Origin of the sequence: Kribbella sp. NBC_00482 (assembly GCF_036013725.1) — a bacterium.
GTDB lineage: Bacteria > Actinomycetota > Actinomycetes > Propionibacteriales > Kribbellaceae > Kribbella.
This window is the reverse complement of sequence record NZ_CP107881.1, coordinates 7,214,513-7,239,132: the sequence shown is the minus strand read 5'-3', so window position 1 is coordinate 7,239,132 and position 24,620 is coordinate 7,214,513. Positions and strand designations below refer to the sequence as shown.

Below are 24,620 nucleotides of genomic sequence, written 5' to 3'. Positions count from 1 at the left end.
CATGGGCGCGTCGAGCGAAGGAGAAGGCATCATGCAGTACATCGCACCTGGAAGAGAAGGCAGTCCGGTCGAGGTCAAGCCGCGGTACGAGAACTTCATCGGTGGCCGCTGGGTGGCACCGTCGGAGGGGCACTATCGGGTCGACCTGACGCCGGCCACGGCCGAGCCGATCACGGAGGTCGCACAGTCGACCGAGGCGGACGTGGAACTGGCGCTGGACGCCGCGCACGCGGCCAAGGACGCCTGGGGTGAGAAGTCCGCGTCCGAGCGCGCCGAGGTCCTGAACGCGGTCGCCGACGCGGTCGAGGCGAACAAGGAGATGCTGGCCGTCGCCGAGAGCTGGGAGAACGGCAAGCCGGTCCGCGAGACCCTGAACGCGGACATCCCACTGGTCGTCGACCACTTCCGGTACTTCGCCGGCGCCGTTCGGGCCGAGGAGGGGCGGACGACGGAGATCGACAAGGACCTGGTCGCGTACCACTTCCGGGAGCCGCTCGGTGTCGTCGGTCAGATCATTCCGTTCAACTTCCCGCTGCTGATGGCCGCCTGGAAGCTGGCTCCGGCCTGGGCCGCGGGCAACTGCTCGGTGATGAAGCCGGCGTCGCCGACACCGTGGTCGATCCTCAAGCTCGCCGAAGTGATCGGTGACATCGTGCCGCCCGGCGTGATGAACGTGATCACCGGCCCGGGTGCCGAGATCGGCAAGGCGCTGGCCACGAGTCCCCGGATCGCCAAGATCGGATTCACCGGTGAGACCGTCACCGGCCGGCTGATCATGCAGTACGCCGCGCAGAACCTGATCCCGTCGACGGTCGAGCTCGGTGGCAAGAGCCCGAACATCTTCTTCGGCGACGTGATGGCGCACGACGACAAGTTCCTGGACAAGGCGGTCGAAGGGCTCGTGCTGTACGCGTTCAACAAGGGCGAGGTCTGCACGTGCCCGTCGCGGGCGCTGATCCAGGAGGACATCTACGACGCGTTCATGAGCCGCTGCCTGGACCGGATCGCCGCGATCAAGCAGGGCAACCCGCTGGACACCGAGACCCAGGTCGGCGCGCAGGTGTCGCAGGGTCAGCTCGACAAGATCACGTCGTACGTCCAGATCGGCCGCGAGGAAGGGGCCGAGGTTCTGATCGGCGGCGAGCGGGCCAAGATCGACGGCGACTTCGCCGAGGGCTACTACTTCCAGCCGACCGTGCTGCGCGGCCACAACAAGATGCGGGTCTTCCAGGAGGAGATCTTCGGCCCGGTCCTCGCGGTGACGACCTTCAAGGACGAGGCGGAGGCGCTGGAGATCGCCAACGACACCCTGTACGGACTCGGCGCCGGTGTCTGGACCCGCGACGGCAGCCGCGCGTACCGGATGGGCCGTGGCATCAAGGCGGGCCGGGTGTGGACGAACTGCTTCCACCAGTACCCGGCGGGCGCGGCGTTCGGCGGCTACAAGATCTCCGGTATCGGCCGCGAGAACCACCGGATGATGCTCGACCACTACAGCCAGACCAAGAACCTCCTCGTCAGCTACAGCGACGAGCCGCTCGGTCTGTTCTGACCAACTGCCCCGTAGGCCCGTTGTGGTGGGGCCTACGTGCCGCCTGGGTCGGGACCTTAGGCCCTGACCCAGGCAGTGGCGCCGGGGTGACGCTGACGGTACGTCGGTGACCAGTTGGGGAGGTTGTCATGAGCACCGGGCAGAAGCGATCTGGGGAGCTGTGGGTGCTGATGCTGGCCCGTCGGCTGGGGTTCGGGCGGAATCCGCTCCGTCGCCGATCCGACCGGATCGAGATGGCTGTGCTGTGGTGCGCGCTGATGGCCGCGCTGTTGCTGGTCCCGATCGGGGCGGCCGTGGGTACGTCGTACCGCACCGCGGGCGACGCCTCGGCGGAACGGCAGCGCGTGAGTCTGCACGAGGTGCGGGCGCGGACCCTGGAAAGCACCGAGGGCCAGGTGCCGGCGACTCCCGGAAACGTACTGACGCGGGTCCAGATCAGCTACATCGATCCCTCGGGTCTCCAGCGCCAGGGATCGACGAATGTCGTGATCGGGACCAAGGCCGACGCCGAGGTGACGGCTTGGCTCAACCAGGCCGGCGACATCGTTGCGGCACCGCGATCGCGAGGCGACAACGCCGCGGTGGGCAGCTGGGTCGGGATTCTCGTGGTCGCGGGCTCTTGGCTGCTCCTGTGGGGTGCGGTGCGCCTCGCGCGGGTCCCGCTGGACCGCCGTCGCGCGCACGACTGGGCCGCCGAATGGCTCGACGTCGCACCCCGCTGGCTCCGCGGCCAGAAGTAGAGGAGGAAAACCATGACTGACAACCGTCCTGCGGCAACTCCGGATGGCCGGCCTGTCGGGTCGCGTGCCCGGTGGGCGATCGTGCTTGCGAGTCTGGCAATCATCGCGGTCGCGGTGCTGACGGTGGTCGTCCTCAACAGCGACGACGAGCCGTCCGGTACGGCGCCTGCGCCCAGCGCGACGGTCACACAGCCCGGGCCGACGGTGACCGTCACTGCCACGCCGAAACCCACGTCTTCGCGGACGTCGACGACGAGCCCTGACCACCGGACGTTCCGGTACCAGCCGTTGTGGCCGTTCACTTCCGAGACTGCCGCAGCGGCCTGGCAGCAGGCGTATCGCAGCGGCGGCAAGCAGCCCTGGCACCTGGACCCGGCACAGACCGCGCTCTCGTTCACCACCGGCTTCCTGGGTTTCGACGAGATCGGCCTGGTTGTGTCGAAGTCCGTCCGGGGTGACGAAGCGTTCGTATCGGTCGGCTACCGGGCGGACCAGAACCCGCCGTCGGTCGCGGCCGTCATCCACCTCGCCCGGCTGGGCCAGGGCGACGACGCGCCGTGGGAGGTCGTCGGGACCCGCGACAGCAGCCTGACACTGACGCAGCCACGGTACGGCGCGGTCGCCGGCTCGCCGTTGACCGTCGGCGGGCGGATCACCGGTGTGGACGAGGCGATCCGCGTCGACGTACGTCAGGCCTCCACGGGCCAACGGCTCGGGACGTTCTGCTGCGTCCCCGCGGGCGGCGAAGGGCAGCCGTGGTCGACACAGGTCACCTTCCAAGGAGCAACCGATCCGGCCGTAGTGATCGTCGCCTCGACCGGCGGCCACTACCAGGACGTCGAGGCCTTCGCAGTCACAGCAATCCGCACAGCTGATTGAGCATCCGTTGAAGGAATTCATTGATGATGACGATGTACATCCTCGTGGGTGTGGACGACCGACCTGGAAGCCAGATCGCGCGCCGGCATGCTCCTCGGCTCGGTCAGCCGAAGCCTGATGCACCACGCGGACTCGCCCGTCGCGATCGTCCGCCGGCACGCGCGGTCCAGGAGCCCGACTTCCTGATGGTGTCAGCCACTCAGAGACGTCCGGACTCCATGTACTTCTTGAGCCCAACCCAGTTCCGGCGCTCCCAACCGCGACCGAAGACGCTCAGCACCGGGGAGAGCAGCCGCGACCAGCCGAGCAGCACCGTGTCCCAATCCCACCGCAGGCGCGTGCCACCCTCGACCTCGTCGAATGTCAGCGTTCCGTCGACCAGCAGGTACGACGCTCGCACGACACTGTGAAGACGATGCGGTCTGTCGTACTCCACGAGCTCCAGAGTCATCTCGCCCTTCGCGCCCATGCCCTTGGGGACGGCTGCGAATCGCGAGCCAGTGCCGATCGGTCCTTCGCTCACCATCTCGGCACGGACGATCCGAGGGTTGTACCTCGGCTCGTTACGTTCGTCGGCGACCATGTCGAACACCTCGACGACCGGCGCATCGATAGTGACCTCTCCGACGATGCGGGTCATGGCGTTGTGTCGGTTGTGCAGACGTAGCGTTCGACGAGTTGGTAGGGGCTGCCGTCGACGGAGACCTCGTTGCGCCAGGTCATCGTCTCCGCGTCGGCAACGTGCCAGAACAGGCGGGTGCGGACGCGCGGGCGGCCGATGCTCTCGAAGGTGAGCAGCCTGCCGCCGATGGTGCCGGAAAGGAAGTCGAGGCGGCCGTCGCTGTCGGCGGACGACGCGCGGTACTCGAGGGCCTCGGGATCCCAGCCTGCTACCCAGTGAAGTTGCGAGTGACGGACGAACGTCCCGTCGGTCAGGTACAGGTCTTGTTCGTGGTCGCCGACGATCCACAGCCCGTCCTGGATCGTGTGATACCTGGCTTCTCCGATCGCGGTCATCGCAGGACTGCCGGGGCCGGTGCTACCGGCCTGGATCGTGCCGGTCCAGCGGACGTCGCGGTGGAAGCGCGCCAGCCTGACCATCTCCGCACTGGGCCGCAGCGGGAGCGCGAGTGTGGTTGTCATGACAAGTGTCTCCTGTCTGGTCGATGAGCTGCGGTAGGTCCTGCGCAGACATCTCCCGATTCCACCGTCCGCCGGCGGCGCCGTATCGGGCAGTGGCGTACGTCCCTGAAGGAGAGGGCCGTTCGACTCCTGGAGATGGGGTGACAACGGCTCTGACCATCGTGCGGGGGAGACCTCAGGATCGGAGTGTCAGATTCGAGTGGAGGGACTACATCATGACCACTACACCGCGCCAGCGGCACGACTTGCCTGTTCCCGCGATGGAGCCGGACGGCGATCGGCATGCGTTCATCACCACTGCGGCCGGCCGTGCGCTGGCTGTACTGCGGATCGTGCTCGGACTGTCGTTCTTGTGGGCGTTCGTCGACAAGGTGTTCGGGCTCGGTTATGCGACCCCGTCCGGCAAAGGCTGGATCGATGGTGGGGATCCGACAGCAGGGTTCCTGGGCAAGGGAACCAACGGCCCGTTCGCGGACTTCTATCAGTCGCTGGTGGGTGACTGGTGGGTCACTCCGTTGTTCATGATCGGCCTGGCCGGCATCGGTCTCGCGCTGACCCTCGGCATCGGGATGAGGATCGCGGCTGTCAGCGGCGCGTTGCTGTACGTGTTGATGTGGTCGGCGAATCTGCCGCCGGAGAACAATCCGGTGCTGGATGACCACATTGTCGGTGCGGTAACGGTCGTGGTTCTGGCGCTGGTTGCTGCGGGCAACGTGTGGGGCTTCGGCAAGTGGTGGAGCGGCCTGGACTTCGTCCGCAAGTACCCTTGGCTCCGGTGAGCTCGATGTCTGTGAAGCCGGTTATCCACGTAGGGGTTGACGGCTCTTGGCGTGACACCGGCGCCCTGGAGTGGGCCTTGCAGGAGTCGTTGCTCCGGCGAGAGCCCCTCCAGGTGGTCCACGTCATCGACGAGAAGCTCCGGCACGTTCCCGGATGGGAGGGCGATGCGGTCGACGACGCGTCGATGGAGCTCGTCAACGATGTCCAGAAGTACCTGGACGAAAGCCCGGGCACCCTGGACAACGAGGCCGATCTGATGGTCGGCCCGCCGGCCAGGAAACTCGCCCAGGCGGCTGCCGACAGCCGAATGCTGGTCGTCGGCCGCCGCGGACTGGGGACGTTCAAGCGGTTGCTGGTCGGCTCCACCTCGGAAGCTGTCGTGGCGCAGGCGACCGTCCCGGTCGTGGTGGTTCCGGAGCACTGGAAGCCGTCCGATCATGCCGGGCCGGTGCTGGTCGCGCTGGACAATGACGCCGAGAACGTCGCGGTGATGGAGTTCGCGGTCGCCGAAGCGACGGAGCGCGGACTGCCGATTCGGCTCGTTCATGTGTGGGATCTTCCGGCGATGTACAGCTGGGACGCGATCAATGTCGCCGGCGTCAGTGCCGAGTTGGCAGACAACGCTGAGCGACGTTTCGAGAAGGTCGTCGCCGAGTGGCGCCAGAAGTATCCCGGGCGGATCTTCGAGGTGGAGGTTCGGCGTGGTCATCTGGTGGACGGGATCGTCACCGCCGCCGAGGACGCCGACGCGCAGCTGCTGGTCCTCGGCACTCGCCATCCCACGCGGATGGCTTCGTTCCTGCTCGGGTCGGTGACCCGAGGCGTCCTGCATCACGCAACCTGCCCGCTGGCGATCGTCCCGGCGCCGAGCGCGAGCTGACGAGAGACAGAGAAATGGCTGGCTGGAACCGGACAGGACCCGTCGTCGTCGAGGTCGACGGAAGTGCGGAGAACCTGCGCCTGGTCGAGTACGCCGCCGCCGAGGCCAGGCGGACCTCATCACGGCTGGAACTGATCGCGCCGTACTCGAGCCGTAGTTCCTTCGCATCGGGTTACTCGCAGAAGCCGGTGGCCGAGGCCGCCGACGACGCGGTCCAGGTTGCGACCGCACACCTGCGGCACCGTGGCAATCATTCGCTGCGGTTGACCGGAGCCACCGGTGAGGGGCCGCGGTCACGGGTGCTCGCGCACGCAGCACAGAACGCGCGGATGCTCGTGATCGCCCGGTCGCACGGCCGGGGCCCGGAGCGGCTGGTGAACACGCAGGTCAATCTGATGCTGGCGGCGCGGGCGGGCTGCCCGCTGGTCGTCGTACCGGCGTCCTGGCACTCGTCCACGACCGACCGGAAGGTTGCCGTCGGCATCGATGGTACGACGCTGTCGTCCGAAGCACTGGAATTCGCCTTCATGACGGCGTCGCAGCGGGACGCGGACCTGATCGTGGTCCACTCGGACGTCGTGGCCGGACACCTGCCGGCTGGGGATGATCCTGAGTGGTCGTGGCTCAGCCGGGCAGACCACCTGCTGTCCGAAACGCTGACGCCGTGGTCGAGCCGGTTCCCGGACGTGAAGGTGACCCGGTTCCTGAGTAGTCGGCCGCCGGCCGCGGCGCTGGTGCACGAGAGCGGCGACGTCGGTCTGGTCGTGGTCGGCGCGCACAGTGGCCCAGGCCCCGTCGACCCGGTGGCCCGCCGCTCGGTGGCCGCGATGACATGTCCGGTCGCGATCGTCCCGCACCACGCGGCCACGGCCGAATCGGCGAACGTCGCGTGAATCGGTCAGCGTAGGTCGTCGAAGCGAACGGCGAGCCGCGTCAGCGCGCGTAGCGCGGCGAGGGTCTCGGGGATTTGCTGGGCGTCCGCTGCGCGAGCCGTGCGGAGCAGGTCGTCGCGCAACTCTTCGAGGCCGTCGACCAGTCGTATGACCTCCTCGGTGAGGATCCCGTCGTACGCCTCGCGGCCGGTCATCGCCGGCAGAATGCGGCCGTGGTACGCGACGATCGTCTGACGGGCTTCGGCCAGGTGGCGTTCCTCGGTGCGCCAGTCGTCGCTGGTGCTGGTCTCGGCGATGCCGGCGAGCGCGGCCTCCCAGCGGTCGAGTTCTTGCTGAAGCGTGGTCACTGCCGGTCCTTCGGCAGAAAGTCCGCGATCGGGCGGCGGGCGGTTCCGGTTCCCGGGTGGCTGTGGCCGAAGCGGATGATCATGTCCGCGTACCCGGGGCGTTGGGTGAGCTGCTGGACCTTGGCGCGCAGGTCGTCGAACTCGAGCGGCTGGTTGAGGAACGACGCGCTGACCCCAGCGCGAACGGCAGTCAGCAGGACCCGTTCGAGTGCAGCGCCGGCGGCCACCTGGTCGGCGGGCTCGTCGTAGCCGGTGGAGAGTACAGCGAGGTCGGGGTGCGCTTCGAACGCGGACTCCTTGCGCATCCGGTCGAGCGGCTTGGTCCCCATGTCGCGGACGGTGCCCGGGTAGCTGGCCGGCCGCGGTCCGAGTGCCGAGCTCGGGATCCCCTCGACCGGGCGAGCGCCGCCGATCCAGTGCGCGCGTTCGGCGCTGCGGTGCCAGTCGCCGATCTCGCGCAGGTCGGTGTCGAGCACCAGGTCGCGGACGGCCCGCACTTCGGTTTCGCCGAGCCAGGTGAGTTCGGCACCTTCGGCGTACGCCGCCTGCATCAAGGCGACCCGGACGTCCTCGGCGATGGGCGTCGCGTCGGACGGGTTGCGGTCGGTGTGCCGGTGCGGGATCTGTTCGGCCAGGTCGGCCAGCTCTTCGTTCCGGGTCCCGCTGGGTTCGATCACGATGCGGGCGAGCAGATCGGGTTCTTCTCTCGGGTACGGCGCCAGCCCGAACCAGGTGCCGTACCCGAGAGTCTCGGCCGCGCACCTCAGGTTGAAGGTGGCGGCGCCGGCGGCGATCCGCATCGCCCGGCCGGTCGGGTCCTCGGCCGGCAGCGTGCGCGAGCCGTCGAGGTAGACGTCGATGACGTGACCGTCGATCTCGAACCGCCAGGGCTGGGTGTTGTGCATGCTCGGCGCAGCAACAGCCGCTGCCAGCAGGATGTCGACGTGCGCTGTCGGCAGTTGCTCGGACATTGGGCGCTCCTCCCGGTAGTTCTCCGCCTCCAGCCTCGCTGCCGGGAGGTGGCGGCGCTGCGGGCAAGAGTCCCGAACCAGACGGGCCGTTCGGCAGTCAGTCAGCCAGTCAGTCGGTCGGTCGGTGCCTCGAGCTCGACGACGGTGCCGTGGGGATCGTTGGCGGTGATCCGAACGGTGCCGCCGAGGGCCTGCGCACGTTCGGTGAGGTTCCGGAGGCCGCTGCGACGGGTGCTCGGTCCGATGCCGACGCCGTCGTCGGTGATGCGGGCGAGGACGAGACCCTCGCCGACCGAGACCTCGACGGTCGCCTCCGACGCCTTGGCATGCCGGACGATATTGGACAACGACTCCCGCACCGTGGCGAGGATCTGCGGCCTGGTCGCGGCCGGTACGGCGGTGTCGACCGGACCACTCCAGATCAGTCGCGGCCGGAACCCGAGCGGCTCGGCGTACTCGTCGACGAGGGCCTGGACGTCGCCGCGCAGCGTGCTGGCGCCCGGGGCCTGCTGGAGTCCGAAGATCGCGGCCCGGAGGTCGTGGATGGTGGCGTCGATGTCGTCGACCGCCTGGGTCAGCCGTTGCTGGTGTTCGGGCCGCGCCAGCCGATGCATCCCTTGGAGCTGCAGCCCGGTGGCGAAGAGCCGCTGGATGACCAGATCGTGCAGGTCGCGGGCGATCCGGTCGCGGTCCTCGAGCACGGCGAGCATGTCGCGGTCGCGTTGTGACTGAGCACGTTCGAGTGCCAGCGTGGCCTGGCCGGCGAACATCCGGACCAGCTCGGCGCCGTCGCTCATCCCGTTGTCCGGGCCTCGTCCGGAAGCGACCACGAGCAGACCGCTGGTGCCGGTAGTACCTGACGGCAGCGGAGCCATCGTCGTGCGGCCGAGCCGTGCACCTTCGGGGAACTCGGTCAGGCTGCCGTGGTCCTTGAGCAACTCGGCCAGGTCCTCGATCGTCACCTGCTCGCCGCCGGTCACGGCCCGGCCCAGTACTGGGAGGTCCTGGGGCAACCGCTGACCGAGGAAGCGCCGGAACTCCGGCGGTCCGTCGACTGCCCGGACGACCAGCTCGTCGCCGTCCGCGAACAGCACGGCGGCGACGTCGGAGCCGGACACCTCGCGAGACCTCCGCGCGATCAGCTGCAGTGCTTGGTCCGGATCGAATTCGCCGAGCATCAATTGCGTGATCTCCGCGGTCACCTCGTGCCAGCGCCGGCGTTGCTCGGTGTCGGCGTACAGGCGGGCGTTGTCGATGACGACGCCGGCCGCGGCGGCGAGGGCGGTGACGGTGCGTTCATCGTCTTCGGTGAAGTCGGCGCCGCCGGTCTTCTCGGTCAGGTAGAGGTTGCCGTAGGCGTGTTCGCGGGTGCGGATCGGGACGCCGAGGAAGCTCTTCATCGGCGGATGGTTGGCCGGGAATCCGTAGGACTGGGGGTGTTCGGCGAGGTCGTGCAGGCGGATCGGCTCGGGGTGCTCGATCAGCAGCCCGAGGATGCCGTGCCCTTCGGGGTACGGGCCGATGGCGGCGATCTCCTCGTCGCTCACACCGTGGGTGATGAAGCGGACGAGTCGTCTGCCGTCCGGCCCGACGACGCCGAGCGCGCCGTATCGGGAGCCGGCGAGCTCGCAGGCTGCCGACACGATGCGGTCCAGGGTGCTGTTCAGATCGAGATCGGCGCCGATCCCGACGACTGCGTCGAGGAGCGCCCGGAGGCGTTCCTGGTACTCCATGATCTCGTCGACACGCCCGAGGAGTTCCTGCAACAGGGCGTCGAGACGCACCCGGGACAAGCCGGCGTATTCCAGCGCACCCTCGTCCCAGCCCCCACGCCCTGACCGCGAGCCGTCAGTCACACGGCAACACTACGGGAAGTCACCACCGGCGTGAACCGGAACGAGTTGCCCGCGGGTCAGGAACTCGCGGCCTCACGAGGCCTTTGGGGGGTTCGTACGGGTCGTTGGGCCCTGGGCGTGACCAGTTGACCGGCGTGTTCTGTACGAGGCGACTACGGCGCGACGCTCAGAGGGGGAGGTTGTCATGCCCAGCGTGCAGACCTCGAGTGCTCGTGGTTTGTCGGCGGCGGATGCGGGACTGCGGCTCGCGGCCGACGGGCCGAACGAGTTGCCCGCACCGCGGCGTACGCCGGCCTGGAAGGTACTCGCCGGGCAGCTGACTCATCTGTTCGCGTTGATGTTGTGGGTCGCTGCGGCGCTGGCGCTGGCGGCGGGACTAGCCCCGCTCGCGGTCGCGATCGTGGTGATCATCGTCCTGAACGGCGTCTTCGCGTTCGCCCAGGAGTTCCGCGCCGACCGTGCTGCCGAACGACTGCGTGACTTGCTGCCGTCCCGCGTCCAGGTGGTTCGTGACGGCTTGGTCACGTCTGTCGATGCGACCCAGTTGGTCCGCGACGATCTGGTCGTGCTCAGCGCGGGCGATCGGATATCGGCTGATTTGCGGCTGGTGACCATTCATGCACTCGCAGTGGACGAGTCGATGCTCACCGGTGAGTCGGTCCCGGTCCGGCCGTCGTCCGGGCAGCAGGTCTTCGCGGGAACGTTCGTCGTCCAGGGCGAGGCGGATGCTGTTGTGACCGCGGTCGCCGGGAACACCCGATTGGCCGGGATCCAGTCGCTGACCGAGAGCGCGGACCGCCCGCCGAGTCCGTTGACTGTCGAACTGCATCGCCTGATCCGGGTCATCGCGGTGATCGCCGTCGCCGTCGGCGTCTCGCTGACGGTGGCGTCGCTGCTGCTCGGCCTGAGTGTCTCCAAGGCCCTTCTGTTCGGCGTGGGGGTGATGGTGGCGCTCGTACCCGAGGGTCTGCTGCCCACGGTGACGCTGTCGCTGGCCCGGGGCGCGCAGCGGATGGCCCACGGCAACGCTCTGGTCAGACGGCTGGACGCGGTCGAGACGCTCGGCGCGACAACGTACGTCTGCACCGACAAGACCGGCACGTTGACGATGAATCAGATGGAGGTCCTGGAGGTCTGGACGCCGTGTGGATCGGTCACGATGGAGAGTCACGGCTACGACCCGGCGGGTTCGGCCGACGGGGATCCGGCGGCGATCGAGGCGACCGCGAGGGCCGCCGCGGCGGCTGTCGCCTGCATCAGGGGCCGAGCGGTGCGCTCCAAGGACCGGTGGGTCGCGGAAGGCGATCCGATGGAGGTGGCCGTCGACGTACTCGCCCGGCGCCTCGGGGCGCAGCCGGTGGATCGGGCGATGATCACCCACCGGGCCACGTTCACGAGCGAGACGAGATACAGCGCGGTAGTTGTCAACGGCAACACTGCGGTGATCGGTGCGCCCGACGCCCTCATGCCGTACTGCCGGACCAACGGCGGTCCGGATGCCACCGCGGCGGTCGACAGTCTGGCCAGGCGCGGCCGGCGGGTCCTCGCGGTGGCACGGGCGTCCGGCATGCTTGTGCACGACGGCCAGTTGGAGCTCGGCGCCGACGCGCTCGAACTGCTGGCCGTGGTTGGGTTGGAGGATCCGCCAAGGACCGATGTGCACGCCGCCCTCGCCACCTGCCGGCAGGCCGGCGTGCGGATCGCGGTGGTGACCGGAGACCACGCGGCGACCGCGGAGGTGATCGCGCGTGAGGTCGGTCTGCTCGGACCTGGCGGGCTGGTTGTCAACGGCAACGAGCTGCCGGACGACGACGAGCGCCTGGGCGAGCTGCTCGACCGTGACGACGGGGTCGTGGTCGCCAGGGTGACACCGCAGGACAAGCTCCGGATCGCGCGGGCACTGCGCAAGCGCGGTCACGTGGTGGCCATGACCGGTGACGGCGTCAACGACGCGCCGGCGCTGCGCGAGGCCGATGTCGGCGTCGCAATGGGCGCCTCGGGCAGCGATGTCGCCCGGGCCTCCGCCGACCTGGTCCTGCTGGACGATCACTTCGCCAGCATCGTGACCGCGATCCGGCTCGGCCGTGCCACGTTCTCCAACGTACGGCGATTTCTCACCTACCATCTCGCCGACAACGTCGCCGAGCTCGCGCCGTTCGTGGCCTGGGCGCTGACCGGCAGTTCGATTCCGCTCGCGATCGGCGTACTGCAGGTACTGGCGCTGGACATCGGCACCGACGTACTGCCGGCGCTCGCCCTGGGCGTCGAGCGGCCGGGCCGGAATGTTCTGGACGGTCCGGCTCGGCATCACCGGCTGGTCGATCGGGCTCTGCTGGTCAGAGCGTTCGGCGTGCTCGGGCTGACGGAGGCCGTCGTGGCGATGACGGCATTCGTCCTGATCTTGTCCGGTCACGGCTGGCACTTCGGGGCCGTACCGTCCGGCGCGGCACTGGCGGTCGCCTCGGGGACCGCGTTCGCGGTGATCGCCTTGATGCAGATGGCGAACGCCCTTGCCTGCCGCAGCGAGCGAAGCACGATCTTCAAGGTCGGCCTCACCACGAACCGGACCCTGGTGCTGGCACTCGCCATCGAACTGGTCCTGCTGGCGGTCTTCCTCGGCATCCCGCCGGTGGCTGATCTGCTGGGCGGCGGCTGGCCGTCCGCACAGGGCTGGCTGTTCGCCGGCATCGGCGTGATCGCACTCCTTGTCGTCGACACGTCAACCAAGCTCGTCCGGCGAACGTCCGTGCGTCGGAGCTGTGTGTAGGACCACTGTCACGGATTGTTGGGACCTTTGACCCTAGAGCGACTCCGCGCTAGTCCGGTTTGGTGGGGTCGAAGGGCAGCCGCCGAGAACCAATCGGATGTGCCCGGACCGGGCCTCTCTGCGGTATGCCGCCGAACCGAGGGACGAGGGGGAATTTCCATGCGTGGAAGCTTGCGCCTTGGAGGACGAGCAGGACTGGCGATGGTGGCGGGCGTGAGCCTGCTGCTGGCCGGTACGTCGCTGTCCTCCGCAGCCGAGCAGAAGGCGACAACGACGGCCGCACCGGCCGCCTTGATCGTCAAGAACAACGACTTCAACGGTGATACCAACTCGGACGTTCTGTCCGTCGACACGACCGGACGCCTGTGGCTCTACCCGGGCAACGGGGCGGCTGGATGGCTGCCGCGCATCGGTTACAGCCAAGGCTGGGATGCGATGACCGCGATCGTCGCCCCCGGGGACTTCGACGGCGACGGGCACGCGGACCTGATGTCGGTCGACGCTACGGGGTACCTGCGGCTGTACTCGGGGAACGGCAGCGGGGGCTGGCTGATCTGGAAGCGCTTCGGTGGCGGATGGAACGCGATGACCTCGGTGTCCGGGCCGGGCGACTTCAACGGTGACGGTCACATGGACCTGCTGGCGCGGCAGAGCACGGGCCAGCTGTGGCTCTACCCGGGCAACGGCGCCGGTGGTTTCCTGCCGCGGGTGGGATACGGGACCGGCTGGAACGCGATGACGTCAATGCGCGGGCCTGGTGACTTCGACGGCGACACCTTCGTCGATTTCGCGGCTCGTGACGGAAACGGGGATCTGTGGCTGTACCGGGGCAACGGCACGGGCGGTTGGCTGCCGGGCCGGACCCTGATCGGGACCAGTTGGCAGAACGCGACGGCGATCGTGACTCCGTGGGACTTCAACGGCGACGACAAGGCGGATCTGCTGGTTCGCAACGGTTCTGGGCAGCTGTACCTGTACCGCGGTAGCGGCACCAGCGGGTGGATCCTGCCGCCGGTGCTCGTCGGCTCCGGCTGGAACAGCATGACCGCAATCACTGCCTGACATCCAGACCGGCCCGCGTCACACTCGTGGCGCGGGCCGGCCGTCAGCGAGCCGGAGCGGCAGAGCAGAAGTGCCCCCGGTGCTGGACCGGACGGCCCTGGTCGTGAGGGTCTCGAGAGCGGAGGGTGGAGACAGGATGAGCTGACTGAAAGGGGAACGGCGATGGCTGCGACGAGACGATGGAGTGTTGACATCTTCATCGACGAGCACGAGGACGAGCGGATCACCAACGCGGAGGCCCGCCTGCACACGAACGACAAGACCCACCTCGTCGGCCACGGCAGCGCGCACCGCCACCCCGAGGACGCCGAGGTCGCTGAGATCGGCGACGAGCTCGCCGCCGCGCGAGCCTTGTCGAACCTGTCCCACGAACTGATCCATGCCGCCGCGTCCGACATCGAGCAGATCACCAAGAAACACGTCCACCTGAAGAGCTGACGCTCGACGCTCAGTGCCGGGTGGACTCCTGCATGTCCGAACGGGTTGTGGTGAGGACAAAGGGCTGAATGACCTCGGTGCGCCAGAAGTGCGGGTCGCGGGTCGGGGCATCGTGGTACACCTCCCAGGCATCGCCGGACCGGACAGCGCCCTCGTCCTTCAGCCATTCGTCCAAGGAGTCGTAGGCTTCGCCCAGCCCGTCGTACGGGCCGATGCGCCACGCGACGACGACGTTCGCTCCAGGGATCGTCGATGGCCGGACGCTGCCGTCACCGATGATGCGGATGGCGACCGGGAAGCCTGCCTCGACCTCGAACCTGTGATCCGGCCGAACGTGATACCGAACGAACGGGAAGCCGCACGGGGCGACTTCGTGCCGGCTCAGGTACGTCGCGACGTGGTCGAGTGCGGCCGGGCACCAAGCGCTCAGCTCTTCGCGACGCAAGGTGCCCTTGGCGACCGCGGTCCGCTGCGCGGGGACCGTTCGTGACTCGATGCGCATATCTCCTCCTCAGGCGCCGTACATCGAGCGTCTCGCCGCCGGCCGATGATCGGCACCGGCAAACGGTCCCGAGCGACTGGGTCCTTCGGCCTCGCGCCGTGGACCTCCGACTGCCGGACTCGGGTCCGACGGCTGTGGTGCGAGTCACAGGCCGCGGCCGAGACTCGAAGCAGTCGATAGGAGGCTGTGATGAGCACGGTGGAGAAGTTGGACGAGGCAGTGCGGCTGAGCGGTGTGTCGGCGTACGGCGCGCGGTTCACGGATCTGGCCGTGCGGTACGGCGAAGTCGTCGTGCTGACCGGGCCGAACGGGACCGGCAAGAGCACGATCAGCCGCGTGATCGTCGGCGAGCTGGCAGCGTGCGGATCGATCGAGGTCCTGGGCTCGGGTCCGGCCGCGGCCGAGTTGAAGGGGCGGATCGGCTATCTGGTCAAGGATCTGGAGACGATGGGCTCGCTGACATCTCGCGACGTCCTGGACATCTGCGCCGCGGTGCGCGGCTGCGGTACGGCGTACGCGCACGAACTCGCCGTACGCCTCGGGCTGGAGATCGATCGTCCGATGGGTCAGCTGAGCCGGGGCCAGTTGCGGCGGCTGGGCATCGTCCAGGCGCTCATGCACGAACCCGAACTGATCGTCCTGGACGACCCGACCACCGAGCTGGACGACGAAGCCCGCCGGATTCTGCCGGCCTTGCTCCACGAGGCGGCTGCCCGCGGCGCGGCGGTGCTGGTCACCTCGCAGTCGGAGCCCGACGCCGAGTGGTACGCGGACCGGACCGTGCAGCTGACGAGCAGCGCCGTCGTCGACGATCACGACAACGAAGCACCGGCGCCGGCATCCGAGCCGGAACGAGACCCGGAAGCAGCTCGAGCAGTCGCGCTGCCGTTGTACCGCACGCCCATCCCGGGCTGCGCGCAGCCGCCTCTCCTTCGATCGGCGGTCGGCGGAACCACCCGCCGCTGTCAGACGGAAGTCATCGATCGCTCGATCGCCCCGTCGACTCCTCGGGATCGTCGGACTTGTCGCCGACGCCGGCCTTTCCCGGCGCGGGCTCGGCCTGGTGGCGTTCCTTGTAGATCTCGACGCCGAGGTGGCGGATGAGTGCCTGCTCGGCTGCGGTCGGGCCGCTGGACCGGCGGCTTGCGGCGGAGCGTTGCGCGTCGCGCTGGGCACGCCTGTTCTCGAGGTCGCTCATGGCCGGCTCCTTCCTCTCTCACCATCAGCACACACCCGGACACGCTCACCCAACAGAGCAGAAGTCCCCGCCCCCAATGGTCCGGACGACCCTGCCCCGCGCTGGACGGACCCGACTTTGAGAAGCCACCAACCATCTCGACGCCAGTGAAATGGTTGGTGGCTTCTCAAAGTCGGGTGGGTGGGGGGAGCGGGTGCGGGGTCAGCGTTTTGTGAGGCGCCTGCGGCCGGCGCGCCACCAGGTCCAGGTGCGGTGGAGGCTGGTTCGGGCGGGGCGGATGTGGCGGCCGATCGCGGTGGCCAGGCCTGGTACTGAGGCCAGGGCCAGCGCGCACAGGATCTCGGTGACGGTCAAGGACTGCAGGCCGAGAAGGTCTCGCAACGGTGCGAGTGCCAAGGGAAGCATCTGGGCAGCCAGGGCGCCGGCCACCGCCAGGTCGAGGAAGCGCAGCCGCCTGCCGTCGGGCGGATTCGGCCTGCGTAGCGCGATGGCGACACCCAGCTGGGCGAGACCGAGCACGAGGAAGCTCATGGTCTGCCACGGTGCTCCGACGCTTCGGGCCCAGACGGCCGCTGTCATGGTGACGGCGGCAATGAGTGCGCCGGTCAAGGCGATCCGCTTCCACAGGCCCGCGCCGAGGATCTGTTCCTGGGGTGAGCGCGGCGGTTGCTGCATCGTCCCGGGGTCGGCGGGCTCCGCGCCGATGGCTACGCCGGGCAGTCCATGGGTGAGCATGTTGATCCACAGGATCTGGCCGGGCACCAGCGGTACGGCGAAGCCGAGCAGTGGACCGATCAGCATCACCAGGACCTCGGCGAGACCGCCGCTCAGGGCGTAGCGGAGGAAAGTGCGGATGTTCGTGTAGATCCGCCGGCCTTCCTCGATCGCGGCCTCGATGGTGCCGAGGTCGTCATCGGTGAGGACCAGATCAGCCGCTTGCCGCGCGACCTCGGTGCCGCCCTTGCCCATCGCGACGCCGATGTCGGCGCGACGGAGTGCAGGGGCGTCGTTGACGCCGTCGCCGGTCATCGCGACGACGTGACCGTGGTCCTGCCAGGCGCGCACGATGTCGAGTTTCTGCTCCGGACGGATCCGGGCGAAGACGTGCCCGCTGGTCGGGTCCTTGCCGTTGTCGATGTCGGCGCCGGTGACGACCTCGCCGTCGTGAACACCGATGCGGTTCGCGACCGCGAGCGCAGTGCCGGGCGCGTCCCCGGTGATGAGCAGGAGGCCGATCCCGGCCTCGCCGAAGGTGGCGACGACGTCCGCGGCGTTGCGCCGGACCGGATCGGTGATCGCGATCAGGCCGACGAGCCGCAGCCCGTTCTCGGTGCGGGGAGCGTCAGCCGGCACGAGTTTGTCGGCGACGGCCAGCACGCGGTAGCCGGCTTCCGACAGCTCGGCCGCAACTGCCTTGGCGCGAACGAGATCGCCGTACGGCGTGACGTCGGGGGTGAGCATCACCTCCGGTGCGCCCTTGCCGATCACGAGGACGTCGTCGCTGCCGGGCGGCAGGTGGAAGGTGGTCATCCGTTTGCGCGCACTGTCGAAGGGAAGCTCGTGCGTTCGCGGGTACGCGGCGCGGAGTTCGTCGGGGTCGACGGCGCCGCGATGGGCGAGTGTGAGGAGCGCCGCCTCGGTCGGATCACCGATCGGACGCCAGGCCGGGTCCTCGTCCGTGGGCAGGCCCAGAGCGGCATCGTTGCAGAGGGTAATGTCCCGCAGCAGGTGCTGGACGTCGGGGGAGACGTCGGCGGGTATGAGGTGACCGGCAGGGTCGTAGCCGGTGCCGCTGGCGGTGGCCGTGCTGGACTCGGTCCACAGGCGTTCGGCCTGCATGATGCCTTCGGTGATGGTGCCGGTCTTGTCGGTGGCGACCATGGTGACCGCGCCGAGCGTCTCGACCGCGGGCAGCTTGCGGACAACCGCGGCGCGCTGCGCCATCCGGTGGGCGCCGATCGCGAGGGCGAGCGTGACGACCGCGGGCAGCGACTCGGGTACGGCGGCCACCGTGAGACTGACCGCGGTCACGACCATGCTCGGCAACGGCAGCCCGCGGACGAGACCGGCGACGGCGACGACGGCGGACAGTGCGACGGCCACGATGCTCAGCATTCGGCTGAGCGCGGCCAGCCTGCGTTGCAGCGGAGTCGCCCGCGGCCGCTGGTTCGACAGCAGCGCGGCGATTCGCCCGAGTGCGCTGCCCGATCCGGTTCGAGTGACAGTGCCGGTGCCGCGGCCGCGGGTCACGACGGTTCCGGCGTACAGCTTGTCCGATGGGTCCTTCTCGACCGGGACGGATTCTCCGGTGAGGGTGGATTCGTCGGCCTGGAGCTGAACTGCGTCGAACAGTTCGAGGTCGGCGGGTACGACGTCGCCGGCTTGGAGCAGGATCACGTCCGCCGGTACGACGTCGGCCGACGGGATGACGGTGGTGCGGCCGTTGCGTCGTACGGTCGCCTGTGGCGCGGCCAGCCGGTTGAGGGCGGCGAGTGCGTGCTCGGCACGTACTTCCTGGATGACGCCGACGGTGGTGTTGAGCACGACCACGACCAGGATGACCGCCAGGTCGGTCAGGTCGCGGAGGCTTGCGGTGAGTACCGCGGCGGCGAGGAGGAGCAGGATCATCGGATCCCGCAGCTGCACCAGTACGCGGCGCCAGGTTGACGGTGGGCGGGGTGACGGAATCGTGTTCGGCCCGTGTTCGACCAGCGCGATCGCGGCCTGGTCCGAGGAGAGGCCGCGCGGAGGCGCCTGCTGAACGGTCATCGATCGGGTTCGACGCCGCGCCGCGGCCGGTCGAGGAGGTCGAGGGCGAACACCAGCGCCAAGCTGCCCATGAACGCGGCCAGCAGGAACGCGGCCGTGGTGGTCGCGGCGAACGCGATGGTGGAGATGTACAGCGCGAGAGCGAGCGCCGCGGCAACACCCTCGACGCGCCCGATCCGTAGCGGCCTACCGCTCCGGATCACCCAGAACGCGGCGCCGCCGAGGAAGAGCCCGGTGGAGGCCATCGATCGCGCGTTGTCGATCAGTGGCATGTCTCCGTTGACGAGGTAGCCGATGTACGGAACCAGGACAGCGGCGAACAGAAGGATCGCGACGGCATCGCGAACGCGTAGTCTCACCGGACTCACCGCCGGCCGGAGGTCTTGGGTCGTGGTAGGGACAGCAGGGTCCAGACGAGGACGAACAGCGCCACGAGCGTCACCCGTAGACCCTCGGACCAGTCGCTCGTCCAGACGGCCGTGGCCAGGACCTGCGGGAAGAACACGATCCAGGTGAGGATCTCGACCACGATCGGCAGATCTCGGATCCAGGCGGCGAGGTCGTCGAGCTGGCCCTTCTGCATCACGACGAAGAAGATGATCCACAGCCCGGTCATCCAGACGGACCAGCCTCTCGACGAGGCCGGAGCCCGGCGTACCTCGGTGGTCGACGACTTGGACATGATGGCTCCTTCCTCGGCGTACAGCGGAGACTCCGCGCTTCGAGCATCTGTCCTGCCGGGAGTCTGCGCACGGGGCATTAGTCCTGCTTGGCGTGGGCCGTTGCGCTCTGCGCCTGGAGGCTGAGGTAGCACAGGCCGGCCACCGGAACCGGTCCCCAGAACTGCACGAGACGCCAGGACAGAACCGCGAGGACGGCGGCCTGGCCGTCGACGCCGAAGCCGAGGAGGCTCGAGATCGCGATGCCCTCGACCACCGCGATACCGCCAGGGGTCAGCGGCACGACGGCGGCCAGGTTGGCGGCGCAGTAGGTCAGGAGCAGGGGGATCGGGTTGATCGGCTCGCCGTAGGCGGCGAGGAACATCCACAGGACGGCTGCGTCGAGCAACCAGTTGAGCGTTGCCCAGACGAAGAACGCCTTGCGCACCTCGTGGTCGGCCAAGAGATCGCGGAGGCGGAGCGCGACCGAGGTGATCCAGGGTCGTGTTCGGCGCGGGAGTCGATGAAGCGACGCCCGCAGCGTACGGGCTGCGAATCGCTCGAGCGCGGATCGCTGGCGGATTGCGCGTACGCCGGCGGCTACAGCGGCCAGACCGATCAGGAACATGATCAGGTACGCCGAGGTCGCGTCCCTCAGGAACAGTGCGGGGATCGAGGTCAGCCAGGCGATCAGGAGCAGCGCGGCGTACGAGCCGATGGCTTCCGCCGTGATGGTTGCTGTGATGTTGGACGGTCGTGCGCCACCGGCCTGCAGCAGCCGGAAGCGAAGAGCGGTCGCGGTCGCTGCGCCACCCGGTATCACGTGGCTCACGCCGTACCCGGTGACATCGGTGCGCAGGATCCACGAGAACCGCGTCTGGCCGGGGCCCAGCAGCGCACGGGTGAAGAGCGAGTAGCTGACCAAGCAGCTGGCTTCGAGGAGGACTCCGGCGATCATCCACGCCGGGTTGAGATGTGCGACACGGTCGAGGGACTCGCGGGCCGAGGTGAGTTTCGGGAGGACGACGTACTCGACCACGGCGATCACGATCACGAGCGAGACGGCGGTCCACACCCGGCGGCGCCAAGCGGGCGCGGTCGCACCGTCCATGGGTCGCTCCCTTCCACGATGCAGCTTGCCTGTCCGAACGGCGGTGCGGGAGGGCCGAAGGTCCGGGGTGATGCGGTGCGGATGGCCCTGCTGCTGTGGCGCGTCGCGAGGTGGGGTGGAGGTGTAGGGAAAGGCAACCGGAAGGAGACACGATGGTGACGACACTTCAGCACCGGGACAGCCGGCGGCAGTTCGCGGATCTGTTCGACTGGGCCGAGGGCCTGCCGAATCTGTTCACGTTGCCGGCCACGATGCGCGGCGTCCGGATCGAGGAGTTCACCGACGACGACAAGTACGTCGTGCGTGCGGAACTGCCCGGTCTGGATCCGGAGAAGGACATCAAGGTCGAGGTCGCGAACGGGATGCTGGCCATCTCCGCGACTCGTCAGCAGGAGGAGCACGACGCAGCCCGGTCCGAGTTCCACTACGGCACGCTCACCCGCCGGGTGCTGCTGCCGGACGGAGCCGACGAGCAGGCGGTCGTCGCGAAGTACACGGCCGGGATCCTCGAGGTGACCGTGCCGATCTCGGCGAAACCCGCCGAGGCGCGCGCGATCACGATCGAGCACACCGACTGACACACCCTGGCCCGGCCGGCCGCATCCGGCCGGGCCCCGTCATGAAAAGGACGCGTCGTGAAGCGGTTGGTAATCCTGGGCGGAGGCACCGCCGGCACGGTCGTGGCCAACAAGCTGCGCCGCGGACTGGCGCTCGACGACTGGCGGATCACGGTGATCGACCGGGACCCGGACCACCTGTACCAGCCGGGGCTGCTGTTCGTCCCCTTCGGTGGCCGGGAAGATCTGCTGAAACCCCGTCGCCAGCTGCTGCGCGCCGGGATCCAGCTGCTGATCGGTGAGATCGCGGCCGTCGACCCGGAGCGGAAGTCGGTCAAGCTAATCGACGGTGACGTGGTCAGCTACGACTACCTTGTCATCGCCACCGGCACCAGCTCGCGGCCGGACCAGACAGCAGGCATGCTCGGCGCGGAGTGGCGTCACAGCATCCACGACTTCTACACGTACGACGGTACGTTCGCACTCCGCGACGCCTTGCAGGGGCTCACCGGCGGGCGGCTCGTCGTCCACGTGGTCGAACAACCCATCAAGTGCCCGGTCGCGCCGTTGGAGTTCACCTTCCTCGCGGAGGCCTTCTTCCGTCGTCGTGAGATGCGGGATCAGGTCGAGATCGTGTACGTGACGCCGCTGGACGGTGCGTTCACCAAGCCGATCGCGTCGCGGTACCTCGGCCGGCTGCTCGACGAGCGGAAGATCACGGTCGAGACCGACTTCCTGGTCGAACGGGTCGACGCCGACCGCAAGACGCTGGTGAGCTACGACGAGCGCGAGATCGGATACGACCTGCTGGTCACGGTGCCACTCAACATGGGTGCGGACTTCATCGGCGCGTCCGGTCTGGGCGATGAGCTGAACTACGTGCCGGTCGACAAATACACGCTGCAGTCACTGGCCCATCCGGACATCTTCGCCATTGGCGACGCCAACGACCTACCGACCTCGAAGGCCGGATCCGTGGCGCATTTCTCGAGCGAGATCTTCGTCGAGAACTTCTTCCAGTACGTCGAAGGCGTCGCGATGACGCACCGCTTCGACGGGCACGCGAACTGCTTCGTGGAGACCGGTGACGGCAAGGGCCTGCTGATCGACTTCAACTACGACACCGAGCCACTACCCGGGCGATTCCCGTTCGGACGTCTAGGTCCGCTCTCCCTGCTGCGTGAGACGAAGGCTAACCACTGGGGCAAGCTCGCCTTCCGCTGGATCTACTGGAATCTGCTGGTCAAGGGTCGCTGGCTGCCGATACCGAGCCGGATGTCCATGAGCGGCAAACACCGACCGGACGAGGAGGTCCGACCATGACGACTGTTCACACTGACTCTGAGGGTTTCCTGACCATGTACGACGAATGGTCCGAGGAACTCGCCGTACAGCTCGCGTCCCGGATCGGGATCGAGCTCACCGACGAGCACTGGAAGGCGATCCGGTTCCTGCGCGAGGACTACCCGACGCACGGCGAGACCGCCACACTGCGCCGGGTGTCGACGCTGGCCGGCATCCCCGTCAAGCAGTTGTTCGCCCTGTTCCCCAGTAAGCCGGCCAAGAAGATGGCGTACGTCGCCGGCCTGCCGAAACCCCGCGGTTGCGTGTGAGAGGACATCGCCATGACCACCGTTGACAATCTGCCGCTGGCCGTCCCGAACTTCGGCGACGAGGCAACCGAAGGCCGCAAACTGGCCATCATCTGCTCCAAGGGCAACCTGGACATGGCCTACCCGGGCCTGATCCTGGCCAACGCCGCCCTCGGTGAGGGCGTGGAGACGCACCTGTTCTTCACCTTCTGGGGCTTCGACATGATCACCAAGTCGCGGATGTACGACCTGAAGTTCACCATGCTCGGGAACACCGCGACACACATGCCGCAAGGCCTCGGCGGCCTACCCGGCATGACCGCGATGGCCACCCACCAGATGAAGAAGCAGATCCAGGAGATCGGCGTACCCGACGTACCGGAGTTCCTCGAACAGATCGTCGCGTCTGGCGGTCACCTCTGGGCCTGCCGCATGTCCGCCGACATGATGCACCTCGACGAGTCCGACCTGTACGAAGACGTCGAAGCCATCATCAGCGCCGCCGACTTCATCGAAAAGACCGAAGGCGCCCAACTCCTGTTCATCTGACCGTCCGAGGCGGGACTTTCGGCCCATTGGCAACGCCTGCAACTTGCACGATGGTGGAAAGCGTGACGATCTCGGTTGGGGACGAGGTATGACAGATCATGCGGAGCGGCGTACCGGGGACGTAGTGGGTTCGCCGTGGCTGATGCTGGTGCTGGCTACGGTTGGTTTCGCGGTCAACTTCTGGGCTTGGGCGTTGATCAGCCCGCTCGGTCCGTTGTTTCGGCAGAATGGGGCGCTGGGGGCGCTGACTGAGTCGGATGTCGCGCTGCTGGTCGCGGTCCCGGTGGTTGTCGGGTCGCTCGGTCGCATCGTGGTCGGTGCGCTGACCGACAAGCTGGGTGGCCGGGTGATGTTCCCGATCGTGTCCGCGGTGACGATCGTCCCGATCCTGTTCATCGCGTTCGTCGCGCTCGACTCCTATGCGTTGCTGCTGGTCGGAGGGTTCTTCCTCGGTGTCGCGGGGACGACGTTCGCGGTCGGGGTGCCGTTCGTGAATGCTTGGTTCCCGCCCGAGCGGAGGGGTCTCGCGGTGGGGATCTTCGGCGCCGGCATGGGTGGTACGGCGATCAGCGCGCTGACGACCGTGAAGCTGTACGACGGTCTAGGGGCCAAGACGCCGTTCTTGATCACCGCAGCCGCCCTCGCCGTGTACGCCGTCGTCGCCTGGATGTTCCTCCGGGACGCTCCTGGACGCACAGCACCATCAACCTCGCTGGCACGGCGCCTCGTGGCCAACGCGAAGCTTCCGATCACCTGGCAGGCCTGCGTCCTGTACGCGGTGGCTTTCGGCGGGTACGTCGCCTTCTCGGTTTATCTCCCGGCCTACCTGAAGACGGACTACGACCTCACGCCGGCCGACGCAGCGAACCGGATGGCGGGCTTCGTCGCGGTCGCGGTCATCATGCGCCCACTTGGTGGGTGGCTGTCGGACCGGTTGGGGCCGGTTCCGGTGCTGGCTGTCGGGTACGCCGTGGTGGTCGCCGGAGCGGGGGTCGCTGCGACTCATCCGCTGCTCGAGCATGTCGGCACGATTGCGTTTCTCGGAATGGCCGCCGCCCTCGGCTCGGGTAGCGGCGCGACTTTTGCGCTGATCGCCGAGGTCACGGAACCGTCGCGAGTGGGCGGGGTGACCGGTTTGGTCGGTGCGGCCGGCGGACTCGGTGGGTTCGTACCGCCGCTGGTGATGGGTTATGTGTACGGCCGGACGGAGTCCTACGCGATCGGCCTGTGGCTGCTGGCGGCGACGGCGGCTCTGACTCTCGTCCTGACTCTGACTCTGGTACGGGCGACGGAGCGCGCGCATCGGATGTCGTCACCCGGCGACGAAGAGGTTTCCAAGAGCGTTTCCTGAGCCGTGACCGCGTCGAAGAGAGGA

Annotated in this window: 26 protein-coding genes; 16 read left to right on the top strand and 10 right to left on the bottom strand. The window is 68.2% G+C overall.

From position 1 onward, the window contains the following. Positions 1–28 precede the first annotated feature (28 nt). The 4 genes from OHB24_RS35135 (at position 29) to OHB24_RS43380 (ending at position 3,357) form a co-directional block, all read left to right on the top strand. Entirely contained in the window at positions 29–1,552 is a 1,524-nt protein-coding gene (locus tag OHB24_RS35135) for an aldehyde dehydrogenase family protein (protein WP_442914012.1), read from the top strand. Between the two features lie 128 nt (positions 1,553–1,680). Beyond that, positions 1,681–2,292, top strand: a complete 612-nt coding sequence (locus OHB24_RS35130; RefSeq protein WP_327635206.1) for an Rv1733c family protein — start codon at positions 1,681–1,683, stop codon at positions 2,290–2,292. Between the two features lie 12 nt (positions 2,293–2,304). After that, positions 2,305–3,171 (top strand): hypothetical protein, encoded by an 867-nt coding sequence (locus OHB24_RS35125; protein ID WP_327635205.1) that lies wholly within the window; start codon positions 2,305–2,307, stop codon positions 3,169–3,171. Between the two features lie 87 nt (positions 3,172–3,258). Beyond that, positions 3,259–3,357 (top strand): hypothetical protein, encoded by a 99-nt coding sequence (locus OHB24_RS43380; protein ID WP_442914011.1) that lies wholly within the window; start codon positions 3,259–3,261, stop codon positions 3,355–3,357. 13 nt (positions 3,358–3,370) lie between these two features. Here the strand turns inward: OHB24_RS43380 and OHB24_RS35120 are convergent, their stop codons facing one another. Both OHB24_RS35120 and OHB24_RS35115 read right to left on the bottom strand, forming a co-directional pair. Further along, positions 3,371–3,811, bottom strand: coding sequence for an SRPBCC family protein (locus OHB24_RS35120; protein ID WP_327635204.1), 441 nt, complete (start codon positions 3,809–3,811; stop codon positions 3,371–3,373). Further along, entirely contained in the window at positions 3,808–4,314 is a 507-nt protein-coding gene (locus OHB24_RS35115) for a hypothetical protein (RefSeq protein ID WP_327635203.1), read from the bottom strand. The genes OHB24_RS35120 and OHB24_RS35115 overlap by 4 nt, the downstream gene beginning before the upstream one ends. Before the next feature lie 215 nt (positions 4,315–4,529). Here OHB24_RS35115 and OHB24_RS35110 point away from each other — a divergent pair, with 215 nt between their 5' ends. From OHB24_RS35110 to OHB24_RS35100, 3 genes are read left to right on the top strand one after another with little or no spacing between them, the layout of a single operon-like run. Continuing rightward, positions 4,530–5,093: a hypothetical protein gene (locus OHB24_RS35110; RefSeq protein ID WP_327635202.1), complete on the top strand. Its 564-nt coding sequence runs from the start codon at positions 4,530–4,532 to the stop codon at positions 5,091–5,093. A gap of 5 nt (positions 5,094–5,098) precedes the next feature. Beyond that, positions 5,099–5,974, top strand: coding sequence for a universal stress protein (locus OHB24_RS35105; RefSeq protein WP_327641140.1), 876 nt, complete (start codon positions 5,099–5,101; stop codon positions 5,972–5,974). Positions 5,975–5,988: 14 nt separating this feature from the next. Further along, the gene (locus OHB24_RS35100) at positions 5,989–6,867 is read left to right on the top strand and encodes a universal stress protein (RefSeq protein WP_327635201.1); all 879 of its coding nucleotides are present in this window, start codon (positions 5,989–5,991) and stop codon (positions 6,865–6,867) included. Positions 6,868–6,872: 5 nt separating this feature from the next. Here the strand turns inward: OHB24_RS35100 and OHB24_RS35095 are convergent, their stop codons facing one another. From OHB24_RS35095 to OHB24_RS35085, 3 genes are all read right to left on the bottom strand, one after another. Next, the gene (locus tag OHB24_RS35095) at positions 6,873–7,214 is read right to left on the bottom strand and encodes a hypothetical protein (RefSeq protein ID WP_327635200.1); all 342 of its coding nucleotides are present in this window, start codon (positions 7,212–7,214) and stop codon (positions 6,873–6,875) included. After that, positions 7,211–8,185: an Acg family FMN-binding oxidoreductase gene (locus OHB24_RS35090; RefSeq protein WP_327635199.1), complete on the bottom strand. Its 975-nt coding sequence runs from the start codon at positions 8,183–8,185 to the stop codon at positions 7,211–7,213. Before OHB24_RS35090 ends, OHB24_RS35095 begins: the two co-directional genes overlap by 4 nt. A 101-nt stretch (positions 8,186–8,286) precedes the next feature. Then, entirely contained in the window at positions 8,287–10,041 is a 1,755-nt protein-coding gene (locus OHB24_RS35085) for a GAF domain-containing sensor histidine kinase (RefSeq protein WP_327635198.1), read from the bottom strand. A gap of 184 nt (positions 10,042–10,225) precedes the next feature. Between OHB24_RS35085 and OHB24_RS35080 the strand changes: the two genes are divergently transcribed. The 3 genes from OHB24_RS35080 (at position 10,226) to OHB24_RS35070 (ending at position 14,308) form a co-directional block, all read left to right on the top strand. Next, positions 10,226–12,808 (top strand): cation-translocating P-type ATPase, encoded by a 2,583-nt coding sequence (locus OHB24_RS35080; RefSeq protein ID WP_327635197.1) that lies wholly within the window; start codon positions 10,226–10,228, stop codon positions 12,806–12,808. 213 nt (positions 12,809–13,021) lie between these two features. Continuing rightward, entirely contained in the window at positions 13,022–13,870 is an 849-nt protein-coding gene (locus tag OHB24_RS35075) for an FG-GAP repeat domain-containing protein (RefSeq protein ID WP_327635196.1), read from the top strand. Between the two features lie 162 nt (positions 13,871–14,032). Then, positions 14,033–14,308, top strand: coding sequence for a DUF1876 domain-containing protein (locus OHB24_RS35070; RefSeq protein WP_327635195.1), 276 nt, complete (start codon positions 14,033–14,035; stop codon positions 14,306–14,308). 10 nt (positions 14,309–14,318) lie between these two features. Here OHB24_RS35070 and OHB24_RS35065 read toward each other — a convergent pair whose 3' ends face one another. Continuing rightward, positions 14,319–14,810 (bottom strand): GyrI-like domain-containing protein, encoded by a 492-nt coding sequence (locus tag OHB24_RS35065; protein WP_327635194.1) that lies wholly within the window; start codon positions 14,808–14,810, stop codon positions 14,319–14,321. 189 nt (positions 14,811–14,999) lie between these two features. Here OHB24_RS35065 and OHB24_RS35060 point away from each other — a divergent pair, with 189 nt between their 5' ends. Next, a complete protein-coding gene (locus OHB24_RS35060) occupies positions 15,000–15,914 on the top strand; it encodes an ABC transporter ATP-binding protein (RefSeq protein WP_327635193.1) in 915 nt (304 codons plus the stop codon). 295 nt (positions 15,915–16,209) lie between these two features. On the opposite strand, the gene OHB24_RS35055 is transcribed toward OHB24_RS35060, so the two are convergent. The 4 genes from OHB24_RS35055 to OHB24_RS35040 form a co-directional block, all read right to left on the bottom strand. Then, complete coding sequence (locus tag OHB24_RS35055) at positions 16,210–18,777, bottom strand: cation-translocating P-type ATPase (RefSeq protein ID WP_327635192.1); 2,568 nt, start codon at positions 18,775–18,777, stop codon at positions 16,210–16,212. Continuing rightward, positions 18,774–19,136, bottom strand: coding sequence for a hypothetical protein (locus tag OHB24_RS35050; protein WP_327635191.1), 363 nt, complete (start codon positions 19,134–19,136; stop codon positions 18,774–18,776). The genes OHB24_RS35055 and OHB24_RS35050 overlap by 4 nt, the downstream gene beginning before the upstream one ends. Positions 19,137–19,141: 5 nt before the next feature. Further along, entirely contained in the window at positions 19,142–19,459 is a 318-nt protein-coding gene (locus OHB24_RS35045; RefSeq protein ID WP_327635190.1) for a hypothetical protein, read from the bottom strand. Positions 19,460–19,536: 77 nt separating this feature from the next. Beyond that, complete coding sequence (locus OHB24_RS35040; RefSeq protein WP_327635189.1) at positions 19,537–20,547, bottom strand: lysylphosphatidylglycerol synthase transmembrane domain-containing protein; 1,011 nt, start codon at positions 20,545–20,547, stop codon at positions 19,537–19,539. A gap of 152 nt (positions 20,548–20,699) precedes the next feature. Here OHB24_RS35040 and OHB24_RS35035 point away from each other — a divergent pair, with 152 nt between their 5' ends. From OHB24_RS35035 to OHB24_RS35015, 5 genes are all read left to right on the top strand, one after another. After that, the gene (locus OHB24_RS35035) at positions 20,700–21,125 is read left to right on the top strand and encodes an Hsp20/alpha crystallin family protein (protein ID WP_327635188.1); all 426 of its coding nucleotides are present in this window, start codon (positions 20,700–20,702) and stop codon (positions 21,123–21,125) included. A 57-nt stretch (positions 21,126–21,182) separates the two neighbouring features. After that, positions 21,183–22,427, top strand: a complete 1,245-nt coding sequence (gene sqr / locus OHB24_RS35030; RefSeq protein ID WP_327635187.1) for a type III sulfide quinone reductase, selenoprotein subtype — start codon at positions 21,183–21,185, stop codon at positions 22,425–22,427. Further along, positions 22,424–22,717 (top strand): TusE/DsrC/DsvC family sulfur relay protein, encoded by a 294-nt coding sequence (locus tag OHB24_RS35025; protein WP_327635186.1) that lies wholly within the window; start codon positions 22,424–22,426, stop codon positions 22,715–22,717. Before sqr ends, OHB24_RS35025 begins: the two co-directional genes overlap by 4 nt. A gap of 12 nt (positions 22,718–22,729) precedes the next feature. Then, positions 22,730–23,245 carry a DsrE/DsrF/DrsH-like family protein gene (locus OHB24_RS35020; RefSeq protein ID WP_327635185.1) on the top strand — a complete coding sequence of 172 codons (516 nt, stop codon included), beginning with the start codon at positions 22,730–22,732 and terminating at the stop codon, positions 23,243–23,245. Positions 23,246–23,333: 88 nt separating this feature from the next. Continuing rightward, a complete protein-coding gene (locus OHB24_RS35015; RefSeq protein WP_327635184.1) occupies positions 23,334–24,596 on the top strand; it encodes an MFS transporter in 1,263 nt (420 codons plus the stop codon). Positions 24,597–24,620: the final 24 nt, after the last annotated feature.

What these genes read in the sequence shown, in the direction of transcription:
- OHB24_RS35125 (WP_327635205.1), top strand. Translation starts at nt 2,305, where the DNA reads ATGACTGACAACCGTCCTGCGGCAACTCCGGATGGCCGGCCTGTCGGG.
- OHB24_RS35110 (WP_327635202.1), top strand. Translation starts at nt 4,530, where the DNA reads ATGACCACTACACCGCGCCAGCGGCACGACTTGCCTGTTCCCGCGATG.
- OHB24_RS35120 (WP_327635204.1), bottom strand. Translation starts at nt 3,811, where the DNA reads ATGACCCGCATCGTCGGAGAGGTCACTATCGATGCGCCGGTCGTCGAG.
- OHB24_RS35065 (WP_327635194.1), bottom strand. Translation starts at nt 14,810, where the DNA reads ATGCGCATCGAGTCACGAACGGTCCCCGCGCAGCGGACCGCGGTCGCC.
- OHB24_RS43380 (WP_442914011.1), top strand. Translation starts at nt 3,259, where the DNA reads ATGCTCCTCGGCTCGGTCAGCCGAAGCCTGATGCACCACGCGGACTCG.
- OHB24_RS35040 (WP_327635189.1), bottom strand. Translation starts at nt 20,547, where the DNA reads ATGGACGGTGCGACCGCGCCCGCTTGGCGCCGCCGGGTGTGGACCGCC.
- OHB24_RS35020 (WP_327635185.1), top strand. Translation starts at nt 22,730, where the DNA reads ATGACCACCGTTGACAATCTGCCGCTGGCCGTCCCGAACTTCGGCGAC.
- OHB24_RS35090 (WP_327635199.1), bottom strand. Translation starts at nt 8,185, where the DNA reads ATGTCCGAGCAACTGCCGACAGCGCACGTCGACATCCTGCTGGCAGCG.
- OHB24_RS35130 (WP_327635206.1), top strand. Translation starts at nt 1,681, where the DNA reads ATGAGCACCGGGCAGAAGCGATCTGGGGAGCTGTGGGTGCTGATGCTG.
- OHB24_RS35035 (WP_327635188.1), top strand. Translation starts at nt 20,700, where the DNA reads ATGGTGACGACACTTCAGCACCGGGACAGCCGGCGGCAGTTCGCGGAT.
- OHB24_RS35060 (WP_327635193.1), top strand. Translation starts at nt 15,000, where the DNA reads ATGAGCACGGTGGAGAAGTTGGACGAGGCAGTGCGGCTGAGCGGTGTG.
- OHB24_RS35055 (WP_327635192.1), bottom strand. Translation starts at nt 18,777, where the DNA reads ATGACCGTTCAGCAGGCGCCTCCGCGCGGCCTCTCCTCGGACCAGGCC.
- OHB24_RS35115 (WP_327635203.1), bottom strand. Translation starts at nt 4,314, where the DNA reads ATGACAACCACACTCGCGCTCCCGCTGCGGCCCAGTGCGGAGATGGTC.
- OHB24_RS35015 (WP_327635184.1), top strand. Translation starts at nt 23,334, where the DNA reads ATGACAGATCATGCGGAGCGGCGTACCGGGGACGTAGTGGGTTCGCCG.
- OHB24_RS35100 (WP_327635201.1), top strand. Translation starts at nt 5,989, where the DNA reads ATGGCTGGCTGGAACCGGACAGGACCCGTCGTCGTCGAGGTCGACGGA.
- OHB24_RS35025 (WP_327635186.1), top strand. Translation starts at nt 22,424, where the DNA reads ATGACGACTGTTCACACTGACTCTGAGGGTTTCCTGACCATGTACGAC.
- OHB24_RS35045 (WP_327635190.1), bottom strand. Translation starts at nt 19,459, where the DNA reads ATGTCCAAGTCGTCGACCACCGAGGTACGCCGGGCTCCGGCCTCGTCG.
- OHB24_RS35070 (WP_327635195.1), top strand. Translation starts at nt 14,033, where the DNA reads ATGGCTGCGACGAGACGATGGAGTGTTGACATCTTCATCGACGAGCAC.
- OHB24_RS35105 (WP_327641140.1), top strand. Translation starts at nt 5,099, where the DNA reads ATGTCTGTGAAGCCGGTTATCCACGTAGGGGTTGACGGCTCTTGGCGT.
- OHB24_RS35080 (WP_327635197.1), top strand. Translation starts at nt 10,226, where the DNA reads ATGCCCAGCGTGCAGACCTCGAGTGCTCGTGGTTTGTCGGCGGCGGAT.